The following is a 21,254-nucleotide window of genomic DNA, read 5'->3' as shown; positions in this document are numbered from 1 at the left end:
GTTGTGGCCCGGGGAGGGGGGAGGACGGGCTGTGGCGGGCATACCGGTCGTCGACGAGAAAAGCGTCGGTGACCGGCAGTGGACACTGGGACCTCCGTCGTTATAAACCTGTTCGAGCCGCTTTCACATATCCCGCCGATCTTCGAGGGCTGGAAACCGGTTCCGGACCGTTTGAACGCGTTTTGGGTCCAGGTCGACGAGGAGTATGTCCGGTTCGGTCCCGGCACTCCCACGAATCGTGCCCCACGGGCCAATGACACGCGAGCGACCGATCAACTCCTGACCGCCAGCCGCCCCCACACCGTTCACTCCAGCGAGATAGGTCAAATTCTCTACGGCACGCGCACGGGTCAATGTCATCCAGTGTTCGACACGAGGATACGGCCACGCACTGGGAACGACGACGAACGTTACCCCGGCGTCCAGGAGTCTCCGGTAGAGTTCCGGGAATCGGAGATCATAGCAGGTGGTGAGTCCGACGGTCAACCCTCCAATCTCGGCGATGCCGAGGGAATCGCCGGGAGTCAAAAGTGCCGCTTCCTTCGATTCGTACCCGAAGAGGTGGTGTTTGCGGTAGGTGGCCTGTCGCTCGCCCGACTCGTCGAACAGGACCGTGGTATTGGCGAGTCCAGTTTCGGCCGGAGTCTGTCCAGCGGTCTGTTCCAAATCTTCGATGATGCTCCCAGCCACGATTGCCACGTCGTGTCGGTCGGCAAGCGTCCCAATCCGGTCGAGCGTCGGCCCGGAAAGTGGCTCCGCGAAGCGTTCGTACGCCTCGGTGGCGAAGTAGCCCACGTTCCAGAGCTCCGGCAACGAGAGCAAGTCGGCGCCACGGTCGACGGCGGTTTCGATGGCTCGCTCCGCTCGTTCGAGATTCCCTGCGGGGTCACCGCCCTCGACTTCGATCTGGAGCGCGGCGAATTTCATTCCTCGAGATGTGATTTCAGTGCGGACTCCAGATTGCGGATCTCCCCATCCAGGTTACGCTTGAAAAAGGCCTCGACACCGGGCGCGTGGCCGTCCACCGTGAACGTGTTGACGATGGTCGTTTCATCCTCGCCAGGCACGATCCGGTGTTCACCCAGCACGTCGAACACCGAGGAGTTGCCCTCGAAGCGGACGTACTCGGGCGGGGTGAGCTCCACGGTCCGGGTCCGCACGCGGAAGGTCTTTCGAACCATCGGGATCGGCAGTTCGATGAACCAGGTTGTCGTCTCACCGCTGGTCTCGAATCGATCGACGACGCTGATGGCCCGGGCCCGGTTCCCGGGATCGGAGATGAACTCCCAGACGGCGTCCGGCGACGCGGAAACGGTAAACTCCCGTTCGACCCGAGCGGTCATACGGGTCCTTGTACGCCGGGTCCCAAAAACGTCCCCCTTCCGGGGATCAAGCGCGTTCGACTCGCCAGGTCGTCGACCGCGATCGACCCCACTTCTCGATCCGTACGTCCTCGGCTTTCTCCCCCAGTCGGGCCAGGCGAACGCCGACCTGTTTCGAGGAGAGGCCCAGTGAATCGGCTATGCTCCGGGCCCGGAAGTACTCCTGCCCCCGGCTGGCCTTCTCCCGGAGGTAGGACAAGATCCGCTTTTCGTCCTCCGTGAAGTCGCTCATCGATTGTGAGTACCCGTTCAGTGCGTAAAACCCTTTCAGAACCGTCGACGGAACGGGTCAGGAGATGGTCGTGAACTCGGAAGGCTCGTTGAGCGCCAGGTTCGAGGCGATTTCGACGATTCTGACGGCGTGTTCAGCCGTCTGCTGCAGCGCCACGAGCACCTCGCGGATCTGCAACAGGCGCTTTTTCGACAGTTCGGGGAGGTCCCGCATGATACCCAGTTCGCGTTCCGAGAGCTCCATAAACTTGGCCTGGGCCTCCCTGGCGGTCTCGAAGTCCCGGGAAACGATCGCCTCCACGGCCATCTCCGTGAGTTCGTCCACCCGTTCGGTGTGATCCCGAATGCGTCGGACCGTCGGATCGTCCAGCCCCAGCCGGTCGTCGTCGGCGTCCAACACGATCTCGGCCATGTTCTCCGCGTTGTCGGCGATGAGTTCCAGGTTCTTCGCCACCGAGCGGTAGGCGATGAGAGGGAAGCCATCCGAGAGCCCCATCGTGCGGGCCAGCGAGGGATTTCGGTAGGCAGTAAAGATCAGTCGCAGGAGGAGGACGAAGATCTTGTTCGCCTGGCGCTCCCGGTTCAGCGCCCGCTCGGCGAGTTCGTGGTTGTTCCTGGCCAGCGCCTTCATCGCCTCGTTGCGCATGGTTCGACCGGTGTTCTCCAGTCGTGTCAACAGATTCGCGAGGTCGAAGTCTTCCGGGTCGACCGAACACCGAATGGTGATTCGCTCGGGTGTCTCCTCGATTACACCCAGTCCCATGAGCTGGGATTCCGCGTCGTAGACTGCGTTGATGTGCGGGCCTTCGAGGGTGTCTTCGGCCGTCACGTGGATGACCCGTCGACCGAGGACGTACTGGCCGATGATCGCTCGTTCGACGGCGTCGGCGTCGAAATCACCGACCGTGATCGTCGCCTCGGTCTCCTCGCCCCGAGCCGATTCAGGGGTGACAGAGAGTGTTCCTTCGGCACTCGTCCGCACCGTGACTTCATCGCCCTTCTCGACCCCGTTCTCCCGGGCCCACTTCGCCGGGAGCGTCATCGCGAGCGTGGAGGGACCGAGTCGCTGGACCTTCCTGGTATCCATACACCTTATACATTTGCTGGCGACCTTATACTTGACCCATAGTTCGGGAACAGGTGCTGATCCGCCTAGACGACCTTTACCATCCGTTCCTCGACGCGACCGACCCGGACGCGTATCCAGCCCCGCAGGGACTCGTCCAGGTCTGTGTCACCGGTGTCGACTCGCAACACGTCCGTCGACTGCATTTTCTCACCGGACGCGACGACGGTCACGTCGGCTTGTCGGATGACTGCCGGGGAGATCTGATCGTTCCCACGGCCGAAGATGAACCCTTGCCCCCCGATCGGCGAAACCACGATCTCGTTTTTCGCTCCAAGCGCATCCAGGATCTGGTCCTCCGAAGCGTCGGCGACCAGGAGTTCGCCATCCCGGATTACATCGACCCCCAGGGGGGTTCCATCGATCCCGAACGCAGATTTGACGACGTCCAGGGTCCCACCAGGGCCCAGGACGTAGGTCGTTTCGGGGTCGGCCTCCTCGGCGATCCCAGTAGCGAGTCCCTGGACGTCGCCACCCAGGATCTGCTTCGAGGACTGGAGTTGCTCGGCGACCGGCACCGTCGCCAATCCCCTGAGTTCGGCCCGGACCTCGCCCTCACGGTACGCGTCCTCGTCGATGTCGTTGACCTCGCGGGTCTCGGTTCGGTCGAACGAGGCCGCGATTTTCCCCGCCGCTTCCGGCGAGACGGCAAAGACCGAGGAGTACACCTTGACGCCAGCGGGTGCGCCAAGCATCGGTGTCTCCCCGTCCGTCTCCGCGATGGTTTCGTACACGTCCACGGCAGTGCCGTCACCACCGACGAAGAGAACGAGATCTACGTCCCGGTCGAGAAAGGCCTCGACAGCCGCGATCGTATCGGCCCGGGACGTCTCCTCGCCCGCAGGCTCTCCCAGGACTTCGACGTCGACACCGACCCGGGCGGCCTCTTCGGCCCCCATTTCGGCCCCCCACGTCAGCACTGACACCGAATCGGCCTGCTCCGCGAGGGCCTTCAGCACGACCTCACCACGTTCCGGCGCACGCTGTTCAGCCCCACGTTCCCGGGCTTCTTCGACGTTGCCGTCGGTTCCTTTGAGACCGACGCGACCACCCATTCCGGCGATTGGATTCACGACGAAACCGATCGTTCGCATGGCCACTAGTCGGGGAGGCACCCTCAAAATCTCGCCGATCCCAGCAGCCTGCAAGACTGTGTTACAGCTGCGAATCGAGCCACGCGGCCGCCGACTCCACCGCTTTCGTGTTGGTCCCCTGAATCCGGATCGTGACCATCTCGTCGGGATAGCTCCCGACCTGCACGTCGAACCGTCGGGTCGTCTCGGCGAGGACATCGACCAGTTGGCTTTCGGGCTTCTCGGACGTGAGTACTTTCGTCGTGGCCGTCGGTCCGTCGAACGTCGGCGCGATCAGTTCGAACATCGCCTTCATTTCGCGCGGGACACCGGGCAGCACGTACACAGACTCGATTTTCGCACCGGGGGCCACTCCCTCCGGGTTCGGAAGGAACTCGGCGCCGGCCGGCAGATGGGTCGTGCCCTCGACCAGGTCCGGGATAGCATACTCGGTTTCATGCTCGAACCACTCGATCGCGTCCGAATGTGGTTCCATCTCACTGTCGAAGGCCTGTGCAACGGCTTCCATCGTCACGTCGTCGTGGGTCGGTCCCAACCCACCAGTGACGATCACCGCGTCGTGCTCGGCCACAAGCGAGCAGAGCGTTTCTGCGATCGCCGTCAGTTCGTCGGGGACGACGACGATCCGTCGGAGGCTCGCACCACGATCCTGCAGTCGCCGTGCGAGCCAGGACGCGTTCGTGTTCTCCGTCTCACCCGCCAATAGCTCGTCGCCGACGGTCAACAGGGCGACGGTCTTCGATTCGGAAACGGTCTCCGCTGTCATACTCGGTCACTCTAGGCCGTCTTCCGGTCCGATCTCGCCGGTGCGACGCGCGAGTTGCCGCAACTGCGTTCGGAAGTACAGCATGCCAGCGGCAGCGACCAGTCCAAGCAGGCCAACCAGGCCGGCGAAGATGTAGAGGTTCCGCTCCTGATAATACTCGACAGTAATGACCTGGGTCTCCGGGTTCGACCAGGTGAGAGTTACCCGCTCACCAGTTCGGTCGGCCTCGTAATCACCCGGCGTCGCCCGGCCGATGACTGGCAAGCTCACGTCCGTCCCTTCGGGCAGCGTGACGGCGTAACTGCCGTTCACGGTCACCGGAAGGAAGAGGCGATTGGACTGTACTGTCGCTCTGTAGGCGATTTTCCCGCCGCTTCGAGGCGCTTCGAGGACGGTACGGTCGTCCCGTTCGGCCACCTCGACCGCGGAGGCGTTCACTACCGTCCCGTTCGGGTACTGGTACTGAACTGCGGACACGGGAATTGCGGATTCGCCGCCGAACTCACCGGGCCCGAAGAGACTCACGTTCGACTGGTTCCCGAGGGCGGTCACCGACTGATAGCTCCCACCGGTAACGTTGACTGACACCTCCGCAGAACTGTCCCAGTCGTAGGTCGCCGGTTCTTCGAGCGCGTTTTGATCGACGACCCCGCCGGTACAGCCCGCCAGACCGACCAGAACGACCAGTGCGAGCGCGGCGAGGAGACGTCTCATGGAACGACGGCGAGGAGTTCCGAATCGAGGTACGACCCGATGCTTGCGAGCAGGCCTGGCGGGTCCGTCCCCGACTTGCAGACGATGCTCTGTTCGAGCAGGCCGAGTCGTTCGACCGTGATGATGTCCCCGGCGTGCCCGGCCCGGTTCACCGTGGCACGGACTTCGGCCCGGGTCGCGCTGTTGACGTTGACCCGCCCGGTCTCTGCACGCTGCCAGTCGTACAGCCGATCACGCTCCACGTCGGCGATTCGAGGTGTGTCACCCGCCTCATAGCGAATCGGAAGATGTTGAACCAGCCCGAACCGCTTGCGGATCTGTGACGGTGAGCCGCCGCCGAGGTCGATCTCCGTGGCCGGAATCCGTACCGTGTCACCGGCATCAAGCGTAAAGCCGTCTTCGTCCCACGATTCGAGAGTTCCCGTCGCGACGGTGCCCGGTTCGGGGTCGGGCACGATTTCGCCCCACTCCTCCCGCAAAAGGTTCCTGGCGACGACGGCGTCGGGACCCTCGACGGTCACCGTCGGAAAGTCATCGTGTCTGAGTCCGACCTCGAACTCCACGTCGAGGTCGCCGATAGCGTTGCCGACGAGCGATTCGAGTGAGTCAAGCGCCCGTTCCCGGGCCCCGCCGTGGACATACACCTTGGATGCGAGGACGACCATTATGTCGCCAGCCCGAGTTCGTTTCTCAGTTCGCCGATGCGCTCGTCGACGGCCCCGATCAACTCGTCGTTACCCATCGCTTCGAGCTGCGATCCACACTCCGGACACGAAAAGCCCAGATCCATCGCCTCGCCGAACTCAAAACGGATCGAGCACTCCGGACAGAGGTAAAACTCGTTGTTCAGCTCGTATTCACGGCGTTCCTCGAGCGCCTCGAGGAGCCGCTCCATCTCCTCGTGGAGGTTGCCCGGGATGTGTTCGTATTCGAAGGTCCAGAGGTAGGTGAGCCAGCCGGAATCCTCGTCCCGGACGCGTCGGTACGACGCCAGATCGTTCTCATAGAGGATAAAGAGGGCGCGTCGAACGTCGTTGAGTTCGAGTCCCAGTCGCTCCGCAAGCTCCTCGTCGGTTACCTCACCGTCCGGCGGGGCCGCGGCAACGGGCATGCCCTTGGGCCCTACCAACTCGTTGAGGTACTTCTGGATGACAGGGTCCTCGAGTAGCTCCTCAAAAGCCATTATGGGTATATGGGACCGCCACGGTAGGTAAGTCTTTTGAGCCGTCTACGGCTCCTCGCTTCCCGGCTCTTTGACCTCCTTGCCAAGCGCCGTCGGGACGACCCGTCGTTCGGCGTTCTCGAAGCTCCGATCGAGTTCCCGGCCGTCGAAATACCGATCGAGAAACACGGCGAGGGCTGCGACTTCCGAGTGGGGCTGGTTCGTCACGCCGACGTTCCAGTCGGCCGCCTCGTACACATCGAATGGAACTTTCTCCGAGCCGACGACGACCAGTAGATCCTGGCCAACTGATTCGGCCTGGATGGTTCCCACGCGTTCCTGGACCGGCTCACCGTACATCGTGAGGTGGACGACCGGTCCATCCCAGCCCCGAACCTCACCAACCGGCGAATCCGTCGGCCTCGCTTCGAAGGGCCCACCGAACCGCTCGGTGACATCCCGGGTCGTCTCCAGGGCGTCGGTGGCGTTTGCTGGGAAAATCACTTCGTCCGCGCCCAGTGCGCGCGCCGTAAGGCCGACGTGGGTCGTCATCCGGTCGTCCCGACCCGGTCGGTGTCCCAGGCGAAGCACCGTCACCGAACGGTCGTCCTGCATACCGCAGCATTCGCCCTGCAGAGGGAATATGTTGTGATTCTCCCGAGTACCGCAAAACACTTGGCCGCCGGTTCGGATCCGCCCGTATGGATCTGTCTGAAAGTCATGCTGTCGTGACCGGTGGCGCGGGCTTCGTCGGCTCTCATCTCGCCGAACGCCTGCTCTCGATCGGGGCCGCTGTCACCGTCGTCGACGACCTCTCGAACGGCCGGCGCGAGTGGATCCCCGAGGGGGCGTCGTTCGTCCACGGCGACCTCACCCGGGACAGCGTCGTCGCCGAGGCCATCGACGCCGACACTGACGTGGTCTTTCACCTGGCCGCCAGAAAGGACGTGAACGACCCGAACCCCCGCTCGCAGTTCGAGGAGAACACTGGAATGACCCTCTCGATCCTGGAGCGCATGGCCGAGGTCGGTGTCGAACACATCGCCTTTACCTCCTCCTCGACGGTGTACGGGGAGGCCCCCCGGCCGACACCGGAGGACTACCCCCAGGAGCCGATCAGCGCGTATGGCGCGGGAAAGACCGCCGAGGAGGCACTCGTCTCGACGTACGTTCACAGCGCGGACCTCACCGCCTGGATCTTCCGCTTTGCGAACATCGTGGGGCCGCGACTCCAGTCCGGGGCCGTGATCGTCGACTTCATCGAGAAACTCCAGGCCGATCCCGAAACCTTACAGATCAAGGGCAACGGCCGCCAGGAGAAGTCCTACATGTCGATCGAGGCGTGTGTGGACGGGATGCTCACGGTCGTCGAACAGGCGACCGGGGCGCGAAACGTGTTCAACCTCGGGACCAGAACCACGACCTCGGTGATCGAGATCGCGGACATCGTCAGCGACGTAATGGGGCTGGACCCAGCATACGAGTTCTCCGGAGGCGACCGTGGCTGGACCGGCGACGTGCCCAAGATGCGACTCTCGATCGAGAAAGTTCGAGCACTGGGATGGGAACCGGACGAATCGAGCAACGAAGCGGTCCGTCGGGCGACAGAACGACTTTACGAGGCGCGGACGGACACTTAAGCTGTTGGCTGAACGTACTGAGACTCCCACTCGCGGCGTTCCTTGAGCAGGGTGAGCCCGGATTCCGTAACGTGGTAGGCGTTGGTCCGTTCGTCCTGTTTGGTCTTCTCGACGAGGCCCCGCTCGACCAGGGTATCGAGGTTGGGGTACAGTCGCCCGTGATTGATCGTTGACTCGTAGTAGTCTTCCATCTCCGATTTGATTTCCAGCCCGTTTGGCGCCTCTAGCCCGGCAATAACCGTCAGCAGGTCCCGTTGGAACCCTGTCAAGTCGTCCATCATCCTTGCTTCGAGATATGTCGCACAGCCTATTAACATCGTCGCCCAACGACGTTTGTACGCAGTAGAGATGGGAAAACCGGCCGACTGCGACTCGGAGTCGTGTCGTCTTGGTGAAAATAGTCCCCGTCCGCGCCGGACCCAACGTTCGTGGACCTGGGCATATCGACTGATTCCATCGCCGGGAGTGATTGACGCCGGGTCGAAGTTGTGGATATGCGACGATTTATGCCCGTTCGCCACGACAGGTTTCACAACTACTCCAAGCCATGAAACGACTTCTCCCCCTGCTTTTCGTTCTCGTTATCGGTTTGACTGTCGCCTCAGTTCCGGTCGCAGCACAGATCGAACCCGACATCGACGCGACGGTTTCCGAGCCTTCGGTCGCGCCCGGTCAGACCCAACAGGTCGTGGTGACGTTCACGAACGACGACGATGACGCACCCCCGGCCCGGGTGGTGACCGCCGAAATGGAGAGCGGTTCGACCCCGATGACCGTTCGTTCGGGCACGAAATTCATCGAGCCGATTGCTTACGGACAGCCAGTGACCGGTTCATTCACGGTCGAAGTCCCGGAAGATGTCGAGCCGGGAACCTACGATCTTGAGATCGATCTCGAATACGAGTACGGGCCCGTCAACAACACCGGCTGGAAAACTGTCGACGCAGAGGTCGTCGTCGAAGATCGGGCCCACTTCGCCGTGGAATCGGTGAACGGAACTGTCCCGTCGGGCGGGACGAACGAACTCGCAGTGAACCTCAAGAACGTCGGCACCCAGACGGCCCACGACGCGAGCGTGCAGACGACCGCACAGGGAACTGGGTTGCGTGTCGGTGGCCAGTCCGAGATGGTAACCCAGTTCGTCGCGGAGTGGGAGCCGGGGGAGACCCGAACGGTGACTGTCGACGCCACCGCAGTTTCCGGAACGAATCCCGGCACGCACGCGATTCAAAGTGTGGTCGAGTACGAGAAGCCCAACGGAATCGATATGACCGCGATCCCCGCCACGGCAGAAGTGCTCGTCACCGAGGCCCGGTCGTTCGACGTCACCGCTCTGGACAGCACGTTACGGGTCGGTGAACGTGGCGAGGTCGTCGCAACGCTGCGCAACACGGGGCCCCGAGAGATGACAGACGCAGTCCTCGAACTGGGACAGACCGGACCGGCCGTCCAACTAGAGATGTCCCAGTATGGCGTCGGAACCATCCCCGTCGGTGAGACCCGGACCGTGACCCTGCCGATTACGATCGCACCCACGGCCGAACCAACACCCCAGCGACTCTCGCTCGCGCTCTCCTATGCGGACGCGGACGGCAACTTGCAGCGAACCGGCGAGACGACTGTCATGGCACCGGTCGGGTCCGAGCGAGATCGGTTCGTCCTCGAACGGACCGATTCGACACTCCGGGTCGGCGAAGAAGGGGTGCTCGAACTCGCAGTCACCAACAACGGATCGGCCGTCGAGGACCTGGTACTCAGCCTGCCCGGGGCCGGACAGAACGTCCATCCCCTGGAAACCGAATACGCGATCGGGGCAATGGCCGCAAACGAGTCCACGACGGTCCGATACCCGATCGAGGTCTCCTCGAACGCCGAAGCGATCCCCCGACAGCTTTCCTTCCAGGTCCAGTACGAGGAGGACGACCGTGACTTCGAGATGGGGCCCTACAACGTTCGAACGGCGATCGAACCGCAGAAAGATCGGTTCGACATTACGGCCACGAACGCCACGGTCGCGGCCGGCGAGAGTGGGGAGATCACCGTGGAACTGACCAACACCGGGGAGTTGCCCGTCAGCGACGTCAACCCGAAGATCTTTGCGGACGACCCGCTCTCGGCCGATGACGACGAGGGCTACATCAGCGCACTCAAGCCGGGCGAATCCTCGACGGTGACCTTCGAGGTCGCCGTGGGGGCGGGCGCGCTGACGAAGGACTATCCGCTGTCGATGGACGTGCAGTACGAGGAGGGCGGGGATACGAAGCTCACGGAAACCGTCCAGGTTCCGGTCACCGTCACGGAACAGGAGGGCGGGGGCTTCCTGCCGATCGTCGCCGTCCTCGTGGGAATCGCTCTGCTTGCCGGTGGCGGCTACTGGTATCGCCGTCGCTGACCGATGGTGGACCACGACGCGATCGTCGAACAGATCGCAGCGGTCGTCTCCCAGCGCTCCAGGACGGTCATCCTCGTCTTCCTGGTCATTACCCTCCTGATGAGTGCCGGACTGGGCAACGTCTCGACCGAGACCGGGACGAGTCAGTTTTCCGAGGGCACCGATGCCGAAGCGGCCCTCCAGGACGTGAACCGGGAGTTCGGTCCCGCTTTCGCAGCCGACGAGGGGACGACTCAACTGATACAGGTCTCGGAGAACGCCCTCTCGAAGCCGGCGCTGCTGACGATGTTGCGAACCCAGCAACGGCTCGAAGATCGGACTGAATTGCGCATTACCGCGACCCGGAGTGCCGCTAGTACGATCGCCACCACGCTCGATCCGAGCGCGCGGTCCGTCGAGGACCAGATCCGGGCCGTCGAGCGGGCCACACCGAAGCAGATCGATGCTGCCGTTCGAGAAGCGACTGCCCAGCCTGGACTGACCGGGATCTTGAGTACCGACTTCAACCGGGAGTCGGCCACCGCGGGAGCGACGATCGCCGTGATCACCCACGAAGTGCCGGCCGGACTGGCAAGCGGGGCCGGCACGAGCGGCGACAGTCCCCTCCAATCGATCCAGCTCGAAACCCAGCGAGTCGTCGAGGCTGGCGGCGGTGACATCCGGGTCTTCGGGACCGGGATCATCTCCGCCGAATTCGCGAGCGTGATTTTCGACTCGCTCATCCTCGTGATCCCCGCCGCGATCCTCCTGATCGTCACGTTCCTGATCTATGCCTATCGCGACCCCCTCGATCTGGCGGTGGGGCTTTTGGCACTCGTGATGACGATCGTCTGGACCTTCGGGTTCATGGGTCTGGCCGGGATCCCCTTCACGCAGATGCTCACGGCGGTCCCGCCGCTGTTGCTAGCGGTCGGCATCGACTTCGGCATCCATTCGGTCAATCGCTATCGGGAAGAGCGGGTGACCGGCGTGGGAATCGCCGAGTCGATGGACGTCATGACCCGCCAGCTCATCGTCGCCTTCTTCATCGTGACTGGCTCGACGGTCATCGGGTTCGCCGCGAATCTCACCAGTTCGCTGCCGCCGCTCCGTGATTTCGGCCTGATCGCGGCCATCGGGATCATCTTCACCTTCCTGATCTTCGGCATCTTCCTCCCGGCACTCAAATTGGAGGTCGATCGATATCGGGAGCGCACCGGGTTCCCGACCTTCGCCAGTGCACCGATCGGCCGTGAGGGGAGCGTCCTCGGCTCGGCTCTCGACGTGGGCGTCGTGATCGCCAGACGAGGGCCCCGGATCTTCCTCGCCGTGTTACTCGTGTCTGGGCTGGCAGCCGGCGCGTACGGTACGGGAATCGACACCTCGTTCTCCGAGGAGGACTTCCTCCCGCCCGAGGAGGTCCCCGACTATCTCGCCTCGCTCCCGGAGCCCTTCGCCCCGGAGACCTACACGGTGACTCGCGATCTGAACTTCCTGGAGGCCGAGTTCGAGAGTGCTGCCAGGGACTCGGTGACTGTCTACGTCTCGGATTCGATGCGACGGGACACGGCGCTGCAGTCGATCGAACACGTGAACCGTGACCCACCGGACGCGATCCTGCAGGACGGCCGGCAGGCGGCCGCGACAAGCATCATCGACGTCATCGACGACTATCGCGCGGCCGACCCACAGTTCGATGCGCTTGTTGAACGGAACGATCGAAACGACGACGGGGTCCCGGATGATGATCTCACGACGATTTACGACGAACTATTCGCCTCGCCCTACGCCGCCGAGGCCAGTCAGTACCTGACCGAGGATTACCGCTCGGCCCGGATCGTCTATGACACCGAAGCCGAGTCCTCACAGAAAGAGATCTCTGCAGACGCGAAGACCTTGGCCGACCAGTACCGGCTCTCGGCAACGGCCACTGGCCAGATCGTCGTGTTTCAGGCGGTTTCGGACACCATTCTGGACTCGGCTGTGAGGAGTCTGGCCGTCGCACTCGGGTTCACCGCGATCTTCCTGCTTTTCATATATCGGGTGCTCGAAGGAAGTGCCACCCTCGGGATCGTCAATCTGGTGCCGATCGTCCTCACGGTGTCGTTCATCATCGGGACGATGCGCGCTCTGGGGATCCCGTTCAACGCCATGACGGCGACCGTCCTCTCGATCGCGATCGGCCTCGGAATCGATTACTCGGCACACATGACCCACCGGTTCGCCGACGAGTACGACGGGACGAACCTCCACGAGGCCCTGGACGAGACGGTGTTCGGGACCGGCGGCGCCCTGACCGGGTCGATGCTCACAACCGCGACCGGGATCGGAGTGTTGGTCATCGCGGTGACACCGATTCTCGGTCAGTTCGGCTTTGTCACCGGCATCGCAATCGTGTACTCGTATCTCACGTCGGTGCTGGTGCTGCCCTCGGTAGTGGTCGTCTGGGAGAGCGCGGGTGGGCTTTCACTTCCCTGATTCAATTCGAACCCTGCCATTCGCCCATTCCCTCGGGGTCGAGATGAATGTGCACGTCCCCGACCGAGGGCCGTTCGAGGACCCGATCGCGAAGCTCCGTCTCGAGGTCGTGAGCGGCCCCGAGCGTGAGGTCACCCTCGACTTCGGCGTGAAGTTCGACCTCGATACTCGTGCCGACGTAGTGACAGCGCAGGTCGTGGACGCCGTGAACAGAGGGATGATCGAGGACGGTCTGTCTGATCGATTCGATCTCCTGCTGTGGGGGCGCGCCACCGGTGAGATAGTGCACGTTCTCGCGGGCGATGCCAAGTCCCTCCTTGAGTACGAGGAGACTCACCAGCCCACCGGCCAGTGGATCGACGATCGGCATGCCCACGCCCGCCCCGAAGATCCCTAGCACTGCGGCAAAAGACGTGTAGATGTCGTTCAGGGCGTCGGTGGCCAGCGCGTTCAGCCCCGTGGAATTCAACCGCTGGTTGACCCGGTCAGTGTACCAGTAGACCAGAATCATGTCGGCGATCGCGAAGGCAAGCCCGAACACGAGCAACACACTGAAGCGAATCTGCGGCCCCTCAAGCAGTGCCGTGACGGCGTCGTAGAAGATCTTCACCGCGAGGCCGACCAGCGTCACGCCGACAAAGAGCGCCGTCAGTGGCTCGACTCGTTCGTGACCGTGGGGATGGTTCGAGTCCGGGCCCCGAAAGGACAGCCGACCCCAGATCAACACCACGAGACTCGCCAGAAGATCCCCCAGCGAGTGGGCCGCGTCGGCCACGAGCGCGAGGCTGCCGAACGTGAGCCCCAGCGTCCCTTCGACCGCGATTTTCGCGACGTTCCCCAGGACGTTGACCCAGGACGCCCGAAGGAACGCGGCCTCGTCGCTCGTCATCGGCCCTTCGTTTGGGGGGCGGGCCCATGACGGTTTCCTTCGGGCTCGACCGCCAGGAACGGACTCGACCGATACGTTCACCGGGTCCGCTGGCCAAGGACGGATAATGGTTGAACGAATCGCTCACGACCACCCCACCGTCGAGACCAGATCGGCGACTATCGAGCGCCGCGGGCGCACGACCCGTCCGGAAATACGGATCGCAGGGGATCTGGACGAGGAACCTGGGTCTCTGATCAGACTCGTCCTCGACGGCCGGGAGTACCGGGCCCCGATCGAGGAGCGAGACGACGGGACACCGGTCATTCGACACGCTGCCGAAACACCCCGGTTGGCCCGAAACCGATCCGCTGGTGAGAATGCCCTTGTCGAGTGGGTCGAGGCAAGTGGGCTCGAAATCGGCCGGAGTGTGGAATTTGACATCGTGGAACCTGGCTACCGGTACGGGCTTCGGAAACCGGGGGAGCGGGCGACCTACGAAAGTGGCCGGCCCGAGGACTCGCTTTCGAGCATCGCCGAGAATCTCGACGGCTGAATTTTACGGGATCGAAACCGACAGAATCGCAGGACAGCGAGCGACAGGTCACCGATGGAAACTTAAGGGAGGTGTTGTAGTTTGGTAAACCCCCGCACAATTTTTAGGGCGTCCAAAAGCGGCAGTATTTTCGGGTTAGAGCGGTCCTCCCCGAAGAACAGTATGTACAATCATGACCGATTTTTGCAAAAGACTTATATGGGTTTCGGTCCTACCTTGGAGTAAGGAACAGGGGAGTCGGTCCCACCCCTCTCCGTCCTTCCACCATGAGTGATGCCACAATCCGAACCTATAGCGGCGAGCGGCAGCGAACACGGGTAGACGAATCGGAATCGGAAACAGAGGAGTCCGTCGACGAGCACGTCTGTCCTGAGTGTGGCGGACGACTCGACACGGACGAGGAACGCGGCGAAACCGTCTGCTCGGAGTGCGGACTGGTCGTCGAGGAAAACGAAATCGATCGCGGTCCCGAATGGCGAGCCTTCGACGCCGCCGAAAAGGACCAGAAGTCCCGCGTGGGCGCCCCCACGACGAACATGATGCACGACAAGGGGCTCTCCACGAACATCGGCTGGCAGGACAAGGACGCCTATGGACGGGCCCTCTCCTCGCGCCAGCGCCAGAAGATGCAGCGGTTGCGCACCTGGAACGAGCGGTTCCGCACCCGGAACTCGAAGGAGCGCAACCTCAAACAGGCCCTGGGCGAGATCGAACGGATGAGCTCCGCGCTCGGGCTTCCCCAGGAAGTACGAGAGACTGCTTCCGTGATCTACCGTCGAGCGCTGGAGGAGGACCTGCTCCCCGGTCGCTCCATCGAGGGTGTCGCCACGGCGTCGCTTTACGCCGCGGCCCGCCAGATGTCCACGCCCCGGAGCCTGGACGAGATGGCCAACGTGAGCCGGATCGACGAGATGGAGTTCAAGCGGACCTACCGGTACATCGTCCGCGAACTCAGTCTGGAGGTCCAGCCGGCCGACCCCGCGAGCTACGTGCCCCGGTTCGCCTCGGAACTCGACCTGGCCGACGAAGTCGAGCGACGGGCCCGCCAGCTACTCACGACAGCCCAGGAGAAGGGAGTCACGAGTGGCAAGAGCCCAGTGGGTCTGGCCGCAGCAGCGATCTACGCGGCGTCCCTATTGACCAACCGCCGGGTCACCCAGAGCGAGGTCAGCGAGGTCACGAACGTCTCCGAGGTAACCATCCGAAATCGGTACCAGGAACTGCTCGAAGCCGCGGACGTTCCGGCCTAACTCGGATTCGGTCTCACTCCTCTGTCGGTCTGCCTTTTTCACCTGCCCGGACGGCCGCCGAAATCTCGTTTTCGATTGGTGGAATCGCCGAACTGACAGTCTCGTCGTAGACACAGAGCGGGTGATAGGCGAGGTTGAAATCGACGCGAACTGATACGCGGCCCGTTTTTTCGGGCGGGGTGAGGTTCAGGTACCGGCCCTGTGACCACGTCTCCTCGCCGTTCGTCTCGTCACGGAAGGGAACGAGCAGCGCGTCGACCCCCTGGGCCCGATACACCGCGAGGACGTGGAGTTCGCCCGCGATCTCGACGCCGAGTTGACCGACGTGCTCGAAGGGCACCGGTGGCCCCCGGGTCGCTTCCAGGGACACCGATTCCGGGTCCGACAGCGGTTCAAACCGGCCCGTCACCCGATAGTTTTCGTCGATCGGAAAGAAATCCAGCCCATCGAAGGTCTGCTGGGCGGGCTCGCTGAGCGGCGAGTCCGCCGACTCGAAGGCCCGGGATTTCGCTTCACGATGTTCCCGGACCGATTTGATCCAGTCGGGGGCTGACGAATCGTCGTCCATACGATGGGGAGGGGCGGCCCACACAAACGATTTCGGACCACTCGTGAGATTACACCCGCAAGTTGAATGGTTGGCCCTGCGAAGGCTCGCTATGAAACGGATCGACGGACGAGCGGGCGGCGGGCAGCTCGTCCGCCTCGCAGTTGCCCTCGCCGCGATGGAAGGCGTTCCCGTCCGGATCGACCACGTTCGAGGGGCCCGAGACCAGCCGGGTCTTCGGGCCCAGCACGTTACAGCGATCCGAATCATCGGGGCCCTCACCGACGCAGACTACGAGGGGGCTGAAGTCGGCTCGGAGACGGTGATCTTCCGACCGGGGCAGATCGTGGGAGGCGAGGTCGAGGTCGACGTGGGAACCGCGGGGAGCATTTCGCTGGTTTTCGACGCGGCCCTTCCCCTGGCGATGGCGACTGATACCGAGTTTTCCGTGGCCGCCACTGGCGGGACCGACGTCAAGTGGTCGCCCCCGATCGGCTACCACCGGTTCGTCAAACTCCTCTTCCTCAGGCGATTTGGCCTTGCCGCCGAGATCAGTGTCGAGCGCCGGGGGTTCTACCCGCAGGGCGGCGGTCTCGCGACACTCAGCGTCTCGCCGTCCGACATGGCTCCGATCAACGGTCTCGAACGTGGGGCACTGGAGGCGGTGACCATCCACTCGACCGCAACCGCGGACTTACAGGAAGCCGAGGTCCCGACACGACAGGCAAACGGAGCCAGGGACGCCCTGGAAAGCGCAATCGACGTTCCCATCGCCACCCGCATCGAATCAGTCGATTCAGACTCGACCGGAACCGTCGTGCTGGTAGTTGCCGAATACGAGCATTCGGTCGCGGGGTTCGACGCCCTGGGCGAGCCTGGCTGGCCGGCCGAAGACGTCGGTGAAGCCGCGGCCCAGCAGTTCCGTCGATTTCACCAGGCAACCGGGGCCGTGGACCGGCATCTCGCCGATCAGCTGCTCCCCTTCCTGGCCCGAAGCGGCGGGTCGATCACGACGCCCACGCTGACCGATCACGTCCGTTCGTCCCGTACCCTGCTGGAGACGTTCGGCTACGAACTGGACATCCAGACAGACACGGACCGAACCCGAATTTCGGCCGGATCACCCTGATTTCAGCGTGGTTCGGGGCCGTTCGGCTCGACGGTGACGTTGGTCGCGTACTCCAGATCGCTTCGCGAGAGTTCGACCGAGAGCGTGGCGTTGTAGATGGCCGGGTGGGCCATCGGATCATCGACGCCGTCGAAGGCCGAATCGTCGAATTCCGCGTACGGCACGTCGTGGATCAGACGATAGGTTCCGGTCGCGGTCGAACCGTTGCTGATCCATAGCTCGAAGGGGCCCTCGAACTGGGACTGAACTCGCAGGTTGTCCATCTCGGTCCCGTTCACGGTGCCGTTCGTCGGGCGCAGGACGACGGCTGGACCGTCGTCCGAGTGAACTGATGTGGTTCCCGTGACAGACTCGACTGTCACGTCGTACCCATCAGCCGACCCCTGAACCGAGACTGACCAGCTCGCAGACCCGTTGGTGGCGTTGAAGACGACCGGCGTGGAAGTAGAGGCGTTCGTGACGGTGATCTGGCCCCGCCGCACGTCTGTGACCCCCGAGCCAACCTGCCAGGTGTCATGCCCGCCGGCTGACTCGAAGGTGGTGTCGGTGGTCTGGTGCACCATCGTGCCGTTGTGTGTTTCTTCGAGGCGGACGTGGTGGACTGCTCCCTGGGTAAGCGAGTGATTGAATTCGGCCTGGCTGTACGTGTCGATCCGATCTCGATAGGCTCCCACGAGCGTAGCGGCGTCGGTGCGAAGGCTGTCGTTTTCGTTTGTGGCTCGCAACAGCATGTCGCCGGTGTCTGTGGCCGCGGCTCGCAGATCGATGGCGTCGTGTTCGTCGACGGTTTCGCGGGTCGCCAGGTTCTCGGTGAAAATCGCCGTGTTGAGGACGAGCGCCAGGGCGACGAAGACGACCGCGAGGGCAAACGCCGCGACGAGAATGATCTGGCCCCGCGAACGCTCCATAGACCTCTTTCTTCGCTCGCCCCGAAAAGCCTTCCCCGGCAAAGGCTATGAGCCATCCCGACTAATCCCCGCCCATGCGCGTGGCGATTTTGGGAGCCGGGGCGATCGGATCGGCACTCGCCGGAGCGCTCTCGAAGTCCGCCACGGTGACACTGATCGGCCACGAGAACGACCACCTGCGGGCGCTCCAGCGTGGTTCGCTGCAAATCGAGTATCCGGATGAGCCCGCCCACTCGCGGGCGATCGAGGTCGATACCGATCCCTCGGCCGTCGCCGGCACGGACCTGCTGATTCTCGCCGTCAAGAGCTACGACACCGACACCGCCATGGCGGCGGTTCAGCCGTTTCTCGATGGCGTCGACGTACTCACGCTACAGAACGGCCTGGGGAACATCGAGACGATCCGGGAGGCCGTCGGCGAAAACCGAGTGATCGCCGGGACGACGACAATGGCCGCATTCGTCCCGGAGCCAGGCCGTGTCCGTCTCGAAAGCCGGGGACAGATCCGTATCGGTCGCCCCTGGGGCGGAAATGAGGGGTTCGTTACGGTGACGGCAACGTTCAGGGAGGCTGGATTCGATATCCAAATCGAGTCAGATATTCGGACCGCCATCTGGGAGAAAGTGCTCGTCAATGTGGGCATCAATCCGGTGACAGCCCTGGGTCGAGTGCCAAATGGGCACCTTCGATCAGGGCCCGGACGCGAACTCCTCGAAGCGGCAATCGAGGAAGCCGCCCGCGTCGCCGCGGCCGAGGGCTATCGGGTCAGTAACCCGGTTGAACAGGCAGTCCAGGTCGTCGAAGACACGGCGACGAATCGTTCCTCGATGTTACAGGACTTGAAGCGAGGCACACGAACGGAAATCGATTCGCTGAACGGAGCCATCGTCGACCGAGCCGAGGAACACAATATTCCCGTCCCGGTCAATCGAACCCTCGCGGCCGCGATTCGCCTGGCGAGTTCTCGGGCTGAAACACATCCGTCAAATGGGTCGCGTGAGTAACCCGGCTATGGCCCCGCCACTCGCCGTCGATATCGATGGCACGTTGAGCCGGCCGGACCGATCGATCGACCCCCGGATCATCGATGCCCTCGGCTCCTGGCCGGCCCCAGTCATTGTTGCGACGGGCAAAGCCCTCCCCTTCCCCGTCGCACTGGCCCAGTATTCCGGGCTCGAACCGATGGTCGTCGCGGAAAACGGCGGGATCGCCGTGGCCGAAGACACCCTCCAGGTACACGGCGATCGGGCCGCTGCGGACGCTGTCGCCGAGGCCTACCAGCGCCAGGGCCACGACCTGGGGTTTGGCGAACTGGACCTGGCAAACAAGTGGCGTGAGACCGAAATCGCAGTGAGCCGCGAGTCCCCGCTCGAACCGCTCGAAGCCATCGCTGCGGAGCACGGGCTGGAGGTCGTCGACTCCGAATACGCCTATCACGTCAAATCTCCGGACGTGAGCAAGGGGGCAGCCTTCGAGGCACTCGCCGCACACCTCGAATTCGACCCGGGAACAGCCCTCGCGGTGGGCGATAGTCCCAACGACGTGTCACTCTTCGAGGTTGCTGGAACCGGTGTCGCCGTCGCCAACGCGACCCCAGACGCAAAAGAGGCGGCGGACATCGTGACCAGCGGGAGTTACGCCGACGGGTTCCTCGAGGCCCTGAACACGGTCCTGTGATTAGAAGGGCAACAGCGATCGGAGCCAACCCTGGAGGCCAGCACCGTTTCGTCTGGCCTCGAAGACCGGATGGAGCGCGTTGAGCAACTCCTGTCGGGATCCGAACTGCCGTTTTTCGACGTCCTCCAGTGCGGTTGTGAGTGAGACAGTGTTTCCCCGGGGATCGTAGGGGACGACCCGATTTCCCAGTGCCGTCTCGACGGCCTGGCGATCGGCGGGGAAGTCCAGGTCGGTTTCATCGAGCAGACCGTCGACAGCGGCGATACCGAAGGCGATGGCTGTCTCGTCCTCGTCTGTTTCCGGTGGCGGCACAGCCATGGCTAGCCTTCCGAACGCCGGTTACAAAACACCCCGGGAGTTAGTTCTCGGTGACCGCCCGTTCCTCGTACTGGTCCCGGAACTGGGTGATGAGCTGTCCCATCTTGGCATACCAGTCGTTGAGGAGTCGCTGCATGTCGTCGGCGATCCGATCCGGATCCGTGGGGCGGTAGACGTGATAGTACCCGCCCTGTTCGTAGTTCACCTGCTCTTTCTGGATGAACCCGGACTGGAGCAGACGTTGGACGGACCGATAGGCCGTCGAGCGCTCCCGGTCGACGGCCTCGGCGATGTCATCGACTGTGAGCGGTTCGTCGGCGTCGGTCAACACCAGAAACACATCCTTGTCGAGCTCCTTGAGCCCGTGCATACATTCCAGAAGCCCCTCACACTGCATGTCCTGGGAGAGATACTCGCTCATCGATTCCGACATTGTTAGTGGAGTTTTGGGGTAGCCGGACAAAAGGGTTGCTGTCGGGGGTGCCGATAGCCGTATTCCAGCCCGTCCGAATGGGTCCTCACGGCGGTTTCCAATCAGGTACGGTACGAATTCGGTTGAAAATTGCGTCCCCGTCGACAGCAGTCCCGTCCGGAACGCGAAAGAGGAGGTCACCCTCGACCGCGGTTTCCTCGATGTCGCCCACGAGAATAGTGGGAAGGGCCGCAGTCTTGAACCCCTCGACGAACACCCAGTCGACGCCCTGCTCGTGGAGTTCGACCAGCCGGTCCGTCAGTGTTACCCCATCTTCCTTGCCCACCGGTCGGAACTCCGCAGACTGAGTCGGGGTGATGCCGATGACCCTGTCTGCTCCGGCCAGGCGATGGCGGTGTGTATCCGTTCCTTCGGTGTCGAACTCGATGTCGTGATGAATCGATTTCACCGTCGCGACACAGATCGACTCGGGGAGGGCCTCGAGTAGCCGCTCGAGTAGTGTCGTCTTCCCGCTGTTTCGACGGCCGGCAACGCCAACGACTTTCATTACCTGGTAGCTTCGGGCCCATCTACTTAGCCTCCGCGGGACCTCGACTTCGCCCCG

The 21,254-nt window shown here is 63.1% G+C and carries 25 protein-coding genes; 8 read left to right on the top strand and 17 right to left on the bottom strand.

Features of this window, described 5'->3' with window-relative positions:
* Window positions 1-123: 123 nt before the first annotated feature.
* The 10 genes from RH831_RS07925 to RH831_RS07880 all read right to left on the bottom strand — a co-directional run bounded on the left by RH831_RS07925 (window position 124) and on the right by RH831_RS07880 (window position 7,090).
* Complete coding sequence (locus RH831_RS07925; RefSeq protein WP_310553672.1) at window positions 124-927, bottom strand: nitrilase-related carbon-nitrogen hydrolase; 804 nt, start codon at window positions 925-927, stop codon at window positions 124-126.
* Entirely contained in the window at window positions 924-1,343 is a 420-nt protein-coding gene (locus RH831_RS07920) for an SRPBCC family protein (protein ID WP_310553671.1), read from the bottom strand. The genes RH831_RS07925 and RH831_RS07920 overlap by 4 nt, the downstream gene beginning before the upstream one ends.
* Before the next feature lie 46 nt (window positions 1,344-1,389).
* Complete coding sequence (locus RH831_RS07915) at window positions 1,390-1,614, bottom strand: hypothetical protein (protein ID WP_070365003.1); 225 nt, start codon at window positions 1,612-1,614, stop codon at window positions 1,390-1,392.
* Between the two features lie 57 nt (window positions 1,615-1,671).
* Window positions 1,672-2,700 carry a PhoU domain-containing protein gene (locus tag RH831_RS07910; RefSeq protein WP_310553670.1) on the bottom strand — a complete coding sequence of 343 codons (1,029 nt, stop codon included), beginning with the start codon at window positions 2,698-2,700 and terminating at the stop codon, window positions 1,672-1,674.
* A 65-nt stretch (window positions 2,701-2,765) separates the two neighbouring features.
* Window positions 2,766-3,833, bottom strand: coding sequence for an ATP-NAD kinase family protein (locus tag RH831_RS07905; RefSeq protein WP_310553669.1), 1,068 nt, complete (start codon window positions 3,831-3,833; stop codon window positions 2,766-2,768).
* 61 nt (window positions 3,834-3,894) lie between these two features.
* Complete coding sequence (locus tag RH831_RS07900) at window positions 3,895-4,599, bottom strand: molybdopterin-binding protein (RefSeq protein ID WP_310553668.1); 705 nt, start codon at window positions 4,597-4,599, stop codon at window positions 3,895-3,897.
* A 6-nt stretch (window positions 4,600-4,605) separates the two neighbouring features.
* Complete coding sequence (locus tag RH831_RS07895; RefSeq protein WP_310553667.1) at window positions 4,606-5,313, bottom strand: DUF5803 family protein; 708 nt, start codon at window positions 5,311-5,313, stop codon at window positions 4,606-4,608.
* Complete coding sequence (locus RH831_RS07890; RefSeq protein ID WP_310553666.1) at window positions 5,310-5,978, bottom strand: DUF2110 family protein; 669 nt, start codon at window positions 5,976-5,978, stop codon at window positions 5,310-5,312. The genes RH831_RS07895 and RH831_RS07890 overlap by 4 nt, the downstream gene beginning before the upstream one ends.
* Window positions 5,978-6,496 carry a transcription factor E gene (gene tfe / locus RH831_RS07885; RefSeq protein ID WP_310553665.1) on the bottom strand — a complete coding sequence of 173 codons (519 nt, stop codon included), beginning with the start codon at window positions 6,494-6,496 and terminating at the stop codon, window positions 5,978-5,980. Before tfe ends, RH831_RS07890 begins: the two co-directional genes overlap by 1 nt.
* A 45-nt stretch (window positions 6,497-6,541) precedes the next feature.
* On the bottom strand, window positions 6,542-7,090 hold the full coding sequence (locus tag RH831_RS07880) for a tRNA (cytidine(56)-2'-O)-methyltransferase (RefSeq protein WP_310553664.1): 549 nt from the start codon (window positions 7,088-7,090) through the stop codon (window positions 6,542-6,544).
* Window positions 7,091-7,176: 86 nt separating this feature from the next.
* Between RH831_RS07880 and RH831_RS07875 the strand changes: the two genes are divergently transcribed.
* Window positions 7,177-8,115 carry an NAD-dependent epimerase/dehydratase family protein gene (locus RH831_RS07875; RefSeq protein ID WP_310553663.1) on the top strand — a complete coding sequence of 313 codons (939 nt, stop codon included), beginning with the start codon at window positions 7,177-7,179 and terminating at the stop codon, window positions 8,113-8,115.
* Here the strand turns inward: RH831_RS07875 and RH831_RS07870 are convergent.
* Window positions 8,112-8,393, bottom strand: a complete 282-nt coding sequence (locus RH831_RS07870) for a PadR family transcriptional regulator (protein ID WP_310553662.1) — start codon at window positions 8,391-8,393, stop codon at window positions 8,112-8,114. The genes RH831_RS07875 and RH831_RS07870 overlap by 4 nt on opposite strands.
* Window positions 8,394-8,662: 269 nt before the next feature.
* Here RH831_RS07870 and RH831_RS07865 point away from each other — a divergent pair, with 269 nt between their 5' ends.
* Window positions 8,663-10,507, top strand: a complete 1,845-nt coding sequence (locus tag RH831_RS07865; protein ID WP_310553661.1) for an NEW3 domain-containing protein — start codon at window positions 8,663-8,665, stop codon at window positions 10,505-10,507.
* 3 nt (window positions 10,508-10,510) lie between these two features.
* Window positions 10,511-12,964, top strand: a complete 2,454-nt coding sequence (locus RH831_RS07860; RefSeq protein ID WP_310553660.1) for an MMPL family transporter — start codon at window positions 10,511-10,513, stop codon at window positions 12,962-12,964.
* Window position 12,965: 1 nt separating this feature from the next.
* Here the strand turns inward: RH831_RS07860 and RH831_RS07855 are convergent, their stop codons facing one another.
* On the bottom strand, window positions 12,966-13,853 hold the full coding sequence (locus RH831_RS07855) for a cation diffusion facilitator family transporter (RefSeq protein ID WP_310553659.1): 888 nt from the start codon (window positions 13,851-13,853) through the stop codon (window positions 12,966-12,968).
* 106 nt (window positions 13,854-13,959) lie between these two features.
* On the opposite strand from RH831_RS07855, the gene RH831_RS07850 reads away from it, so the two are divergent.
* Both RH831_RS07850 and RH831_RS07845 read left to right on the top strand, forming a co-directional pair.
* The gene (locus RH831_RS07850) at window positions 13,960-14,388 is read left to right on the top strand and encodes a hypothetical protein (protein ID WP_310553658.1); all 429 of its coding nucleotides are present in this window, start codon (window positions 13,960-13,962) and stop codon (window positions 14,386-14,388) included.
* Window positions 14,389-14,654: 266 nt separating this feature from the next.
* Entirely contained in the window at window positions 14,655-15,638 is a 984-nt protein-coding gene (locus RH831_RS07845) for a transcription initiation factor IIB (RefSeq protein ID WP_310553657.1), read from the top strand.
* Window positions 15,639-15,651: 13 nt separating this feature from the next.
* On the opposite strand, the gene RH831_RS07840 is transcribed toward RH831_RS07845, so the two are convergent.
* A complete protein-coding gene (locus RH831_RS07840) occupies window positions 15,652-16,206 on the bottom strand; it encodes a DUF1684 domain-containing protein (protein ID WP_310553656.1) in 555 nt (184 codons plus the stop codon).
* A gap of 91 nt (window positions 16,207-16,297) precedes the next feature.
* On the opposite strand from RH831_RS07840, the gene rtcA reads away from it, so the two are divergent.
* On the top strand, window positions 16,298-17,314 hold the full coding sequence (gene rtcA / locus RH831_RS07835) for an RNA 3'-terminal phosphate cyclase (protein ID WP_310553655.1): 1,017 nt from the start codon (window positions 16,298-16,300) through the stop codon (window positions 17,312-17,314).
* A gap of 2 nt (window positions 17,315-17,316) precedes the next feature.
* Here the strand turns inward: rtcA and RH831_RS07830 are convergent, their stop codons facing one another.
* The gene (locus tag RH831_RS07830; protein WP_310553654.1) at window positions 17,317-18,222 is read right to left on the bottom strand and encodes a hypothetical protein; all 906 of its coding nucleotides are present in this window, start codon (window positions 18,220-18,222) and stop codon (window positions 17,317-17,319) included.
* 74 nt (window positions 18,223-18,296) lie between these two features.
* Here RH831_RS07830 and RH831_RS07825 point away from each other — a divergent pair, with 74 nt between their 5' ends.
* A complete protein-coding gene (locus RH831_RS07825; protein WP_310553653.1) occupies window positions 18,297-19,226 on the top strand; it encodes a ketopantoate reductase family protein in 930 nt (309 codons plus the stop codon).
* A gap of 7 nt (window positions 19,227-19,233) precedes the next feature.
* Window positions 19,234-19,899 carry a phosphoglycolate phosphatase gene (locus RH831_RS07820; RefSeq protein ID WP_310553652.1) on the top strand — a complete coding sequence of 222 codons (666 nt, stop codon included), beginning with the start codon at window positions 19,234-19,236 and terminating at the stop codon, window positions 19,897-19,899.
* On the opposite strand, the gene RH831_RS07815 is transcribed toward RH831_RS07820, so the two are convergent.
* The 3 genes from RH831_RS07815 to mobB form a co-directional block, all read right to left on the bottom strand.
* The gene (locus tag RH831_RS07815; protein WP_310553651.1) at window positions 19,900-20,217 is read right to left on the bottom strand and encodes a hypothetical protein; all 318 of its coding nucleotides are present in this window, start codon (window positions 20,215-20,217) and stop codon (window positions 19,900-19,902) included. It lies immediately after the preceding gene.
* A 40-nt stretch (window positions 20,218-20,257) separates the two neighbouring features.
* Complete coding sequence (locus RH831_RS07810; protein ID WP_310553650.1) at window positions 20,258-20,650, bottom strand: helix-turn-helix domain-containing protein; 393 nt, start codon at window positions 20,648-20,650, stop codon at window positions 20,258-20,260.
* An 85-nt stretch (window positions 20,651-20,735) separates the two neighbouring features.
* Window positions 20,736-21,197, bottom strand: a complete 462-nt coding sequence (mobB, locus tag RH831_RS07805; protein ID WP_310553649.1) for a molybdopterin-guanine dinucleotide biosynthesis protein B — start codon at window positions 21,195-21,197, stop codon at window positions 20,736-20,738.
* Between the last annotated feature and the right edge of the window lie 57 nt (window positions 21,198-21,254).

This window comes from Halodesulfurarchaeum sp. HSR-GB (genome assembly GCF_031432215.1).
In the GTDB taxonomy this organism is placed as follows: domain Archaea; phylum Halobacteriota; class Halobacteria; order Halobacteriales; family Halobacteriaceae; genus Halodesulfurarchaeum.
This window is presented reverse-complemented; position numbering and strand designations above follow the sequence as displayed.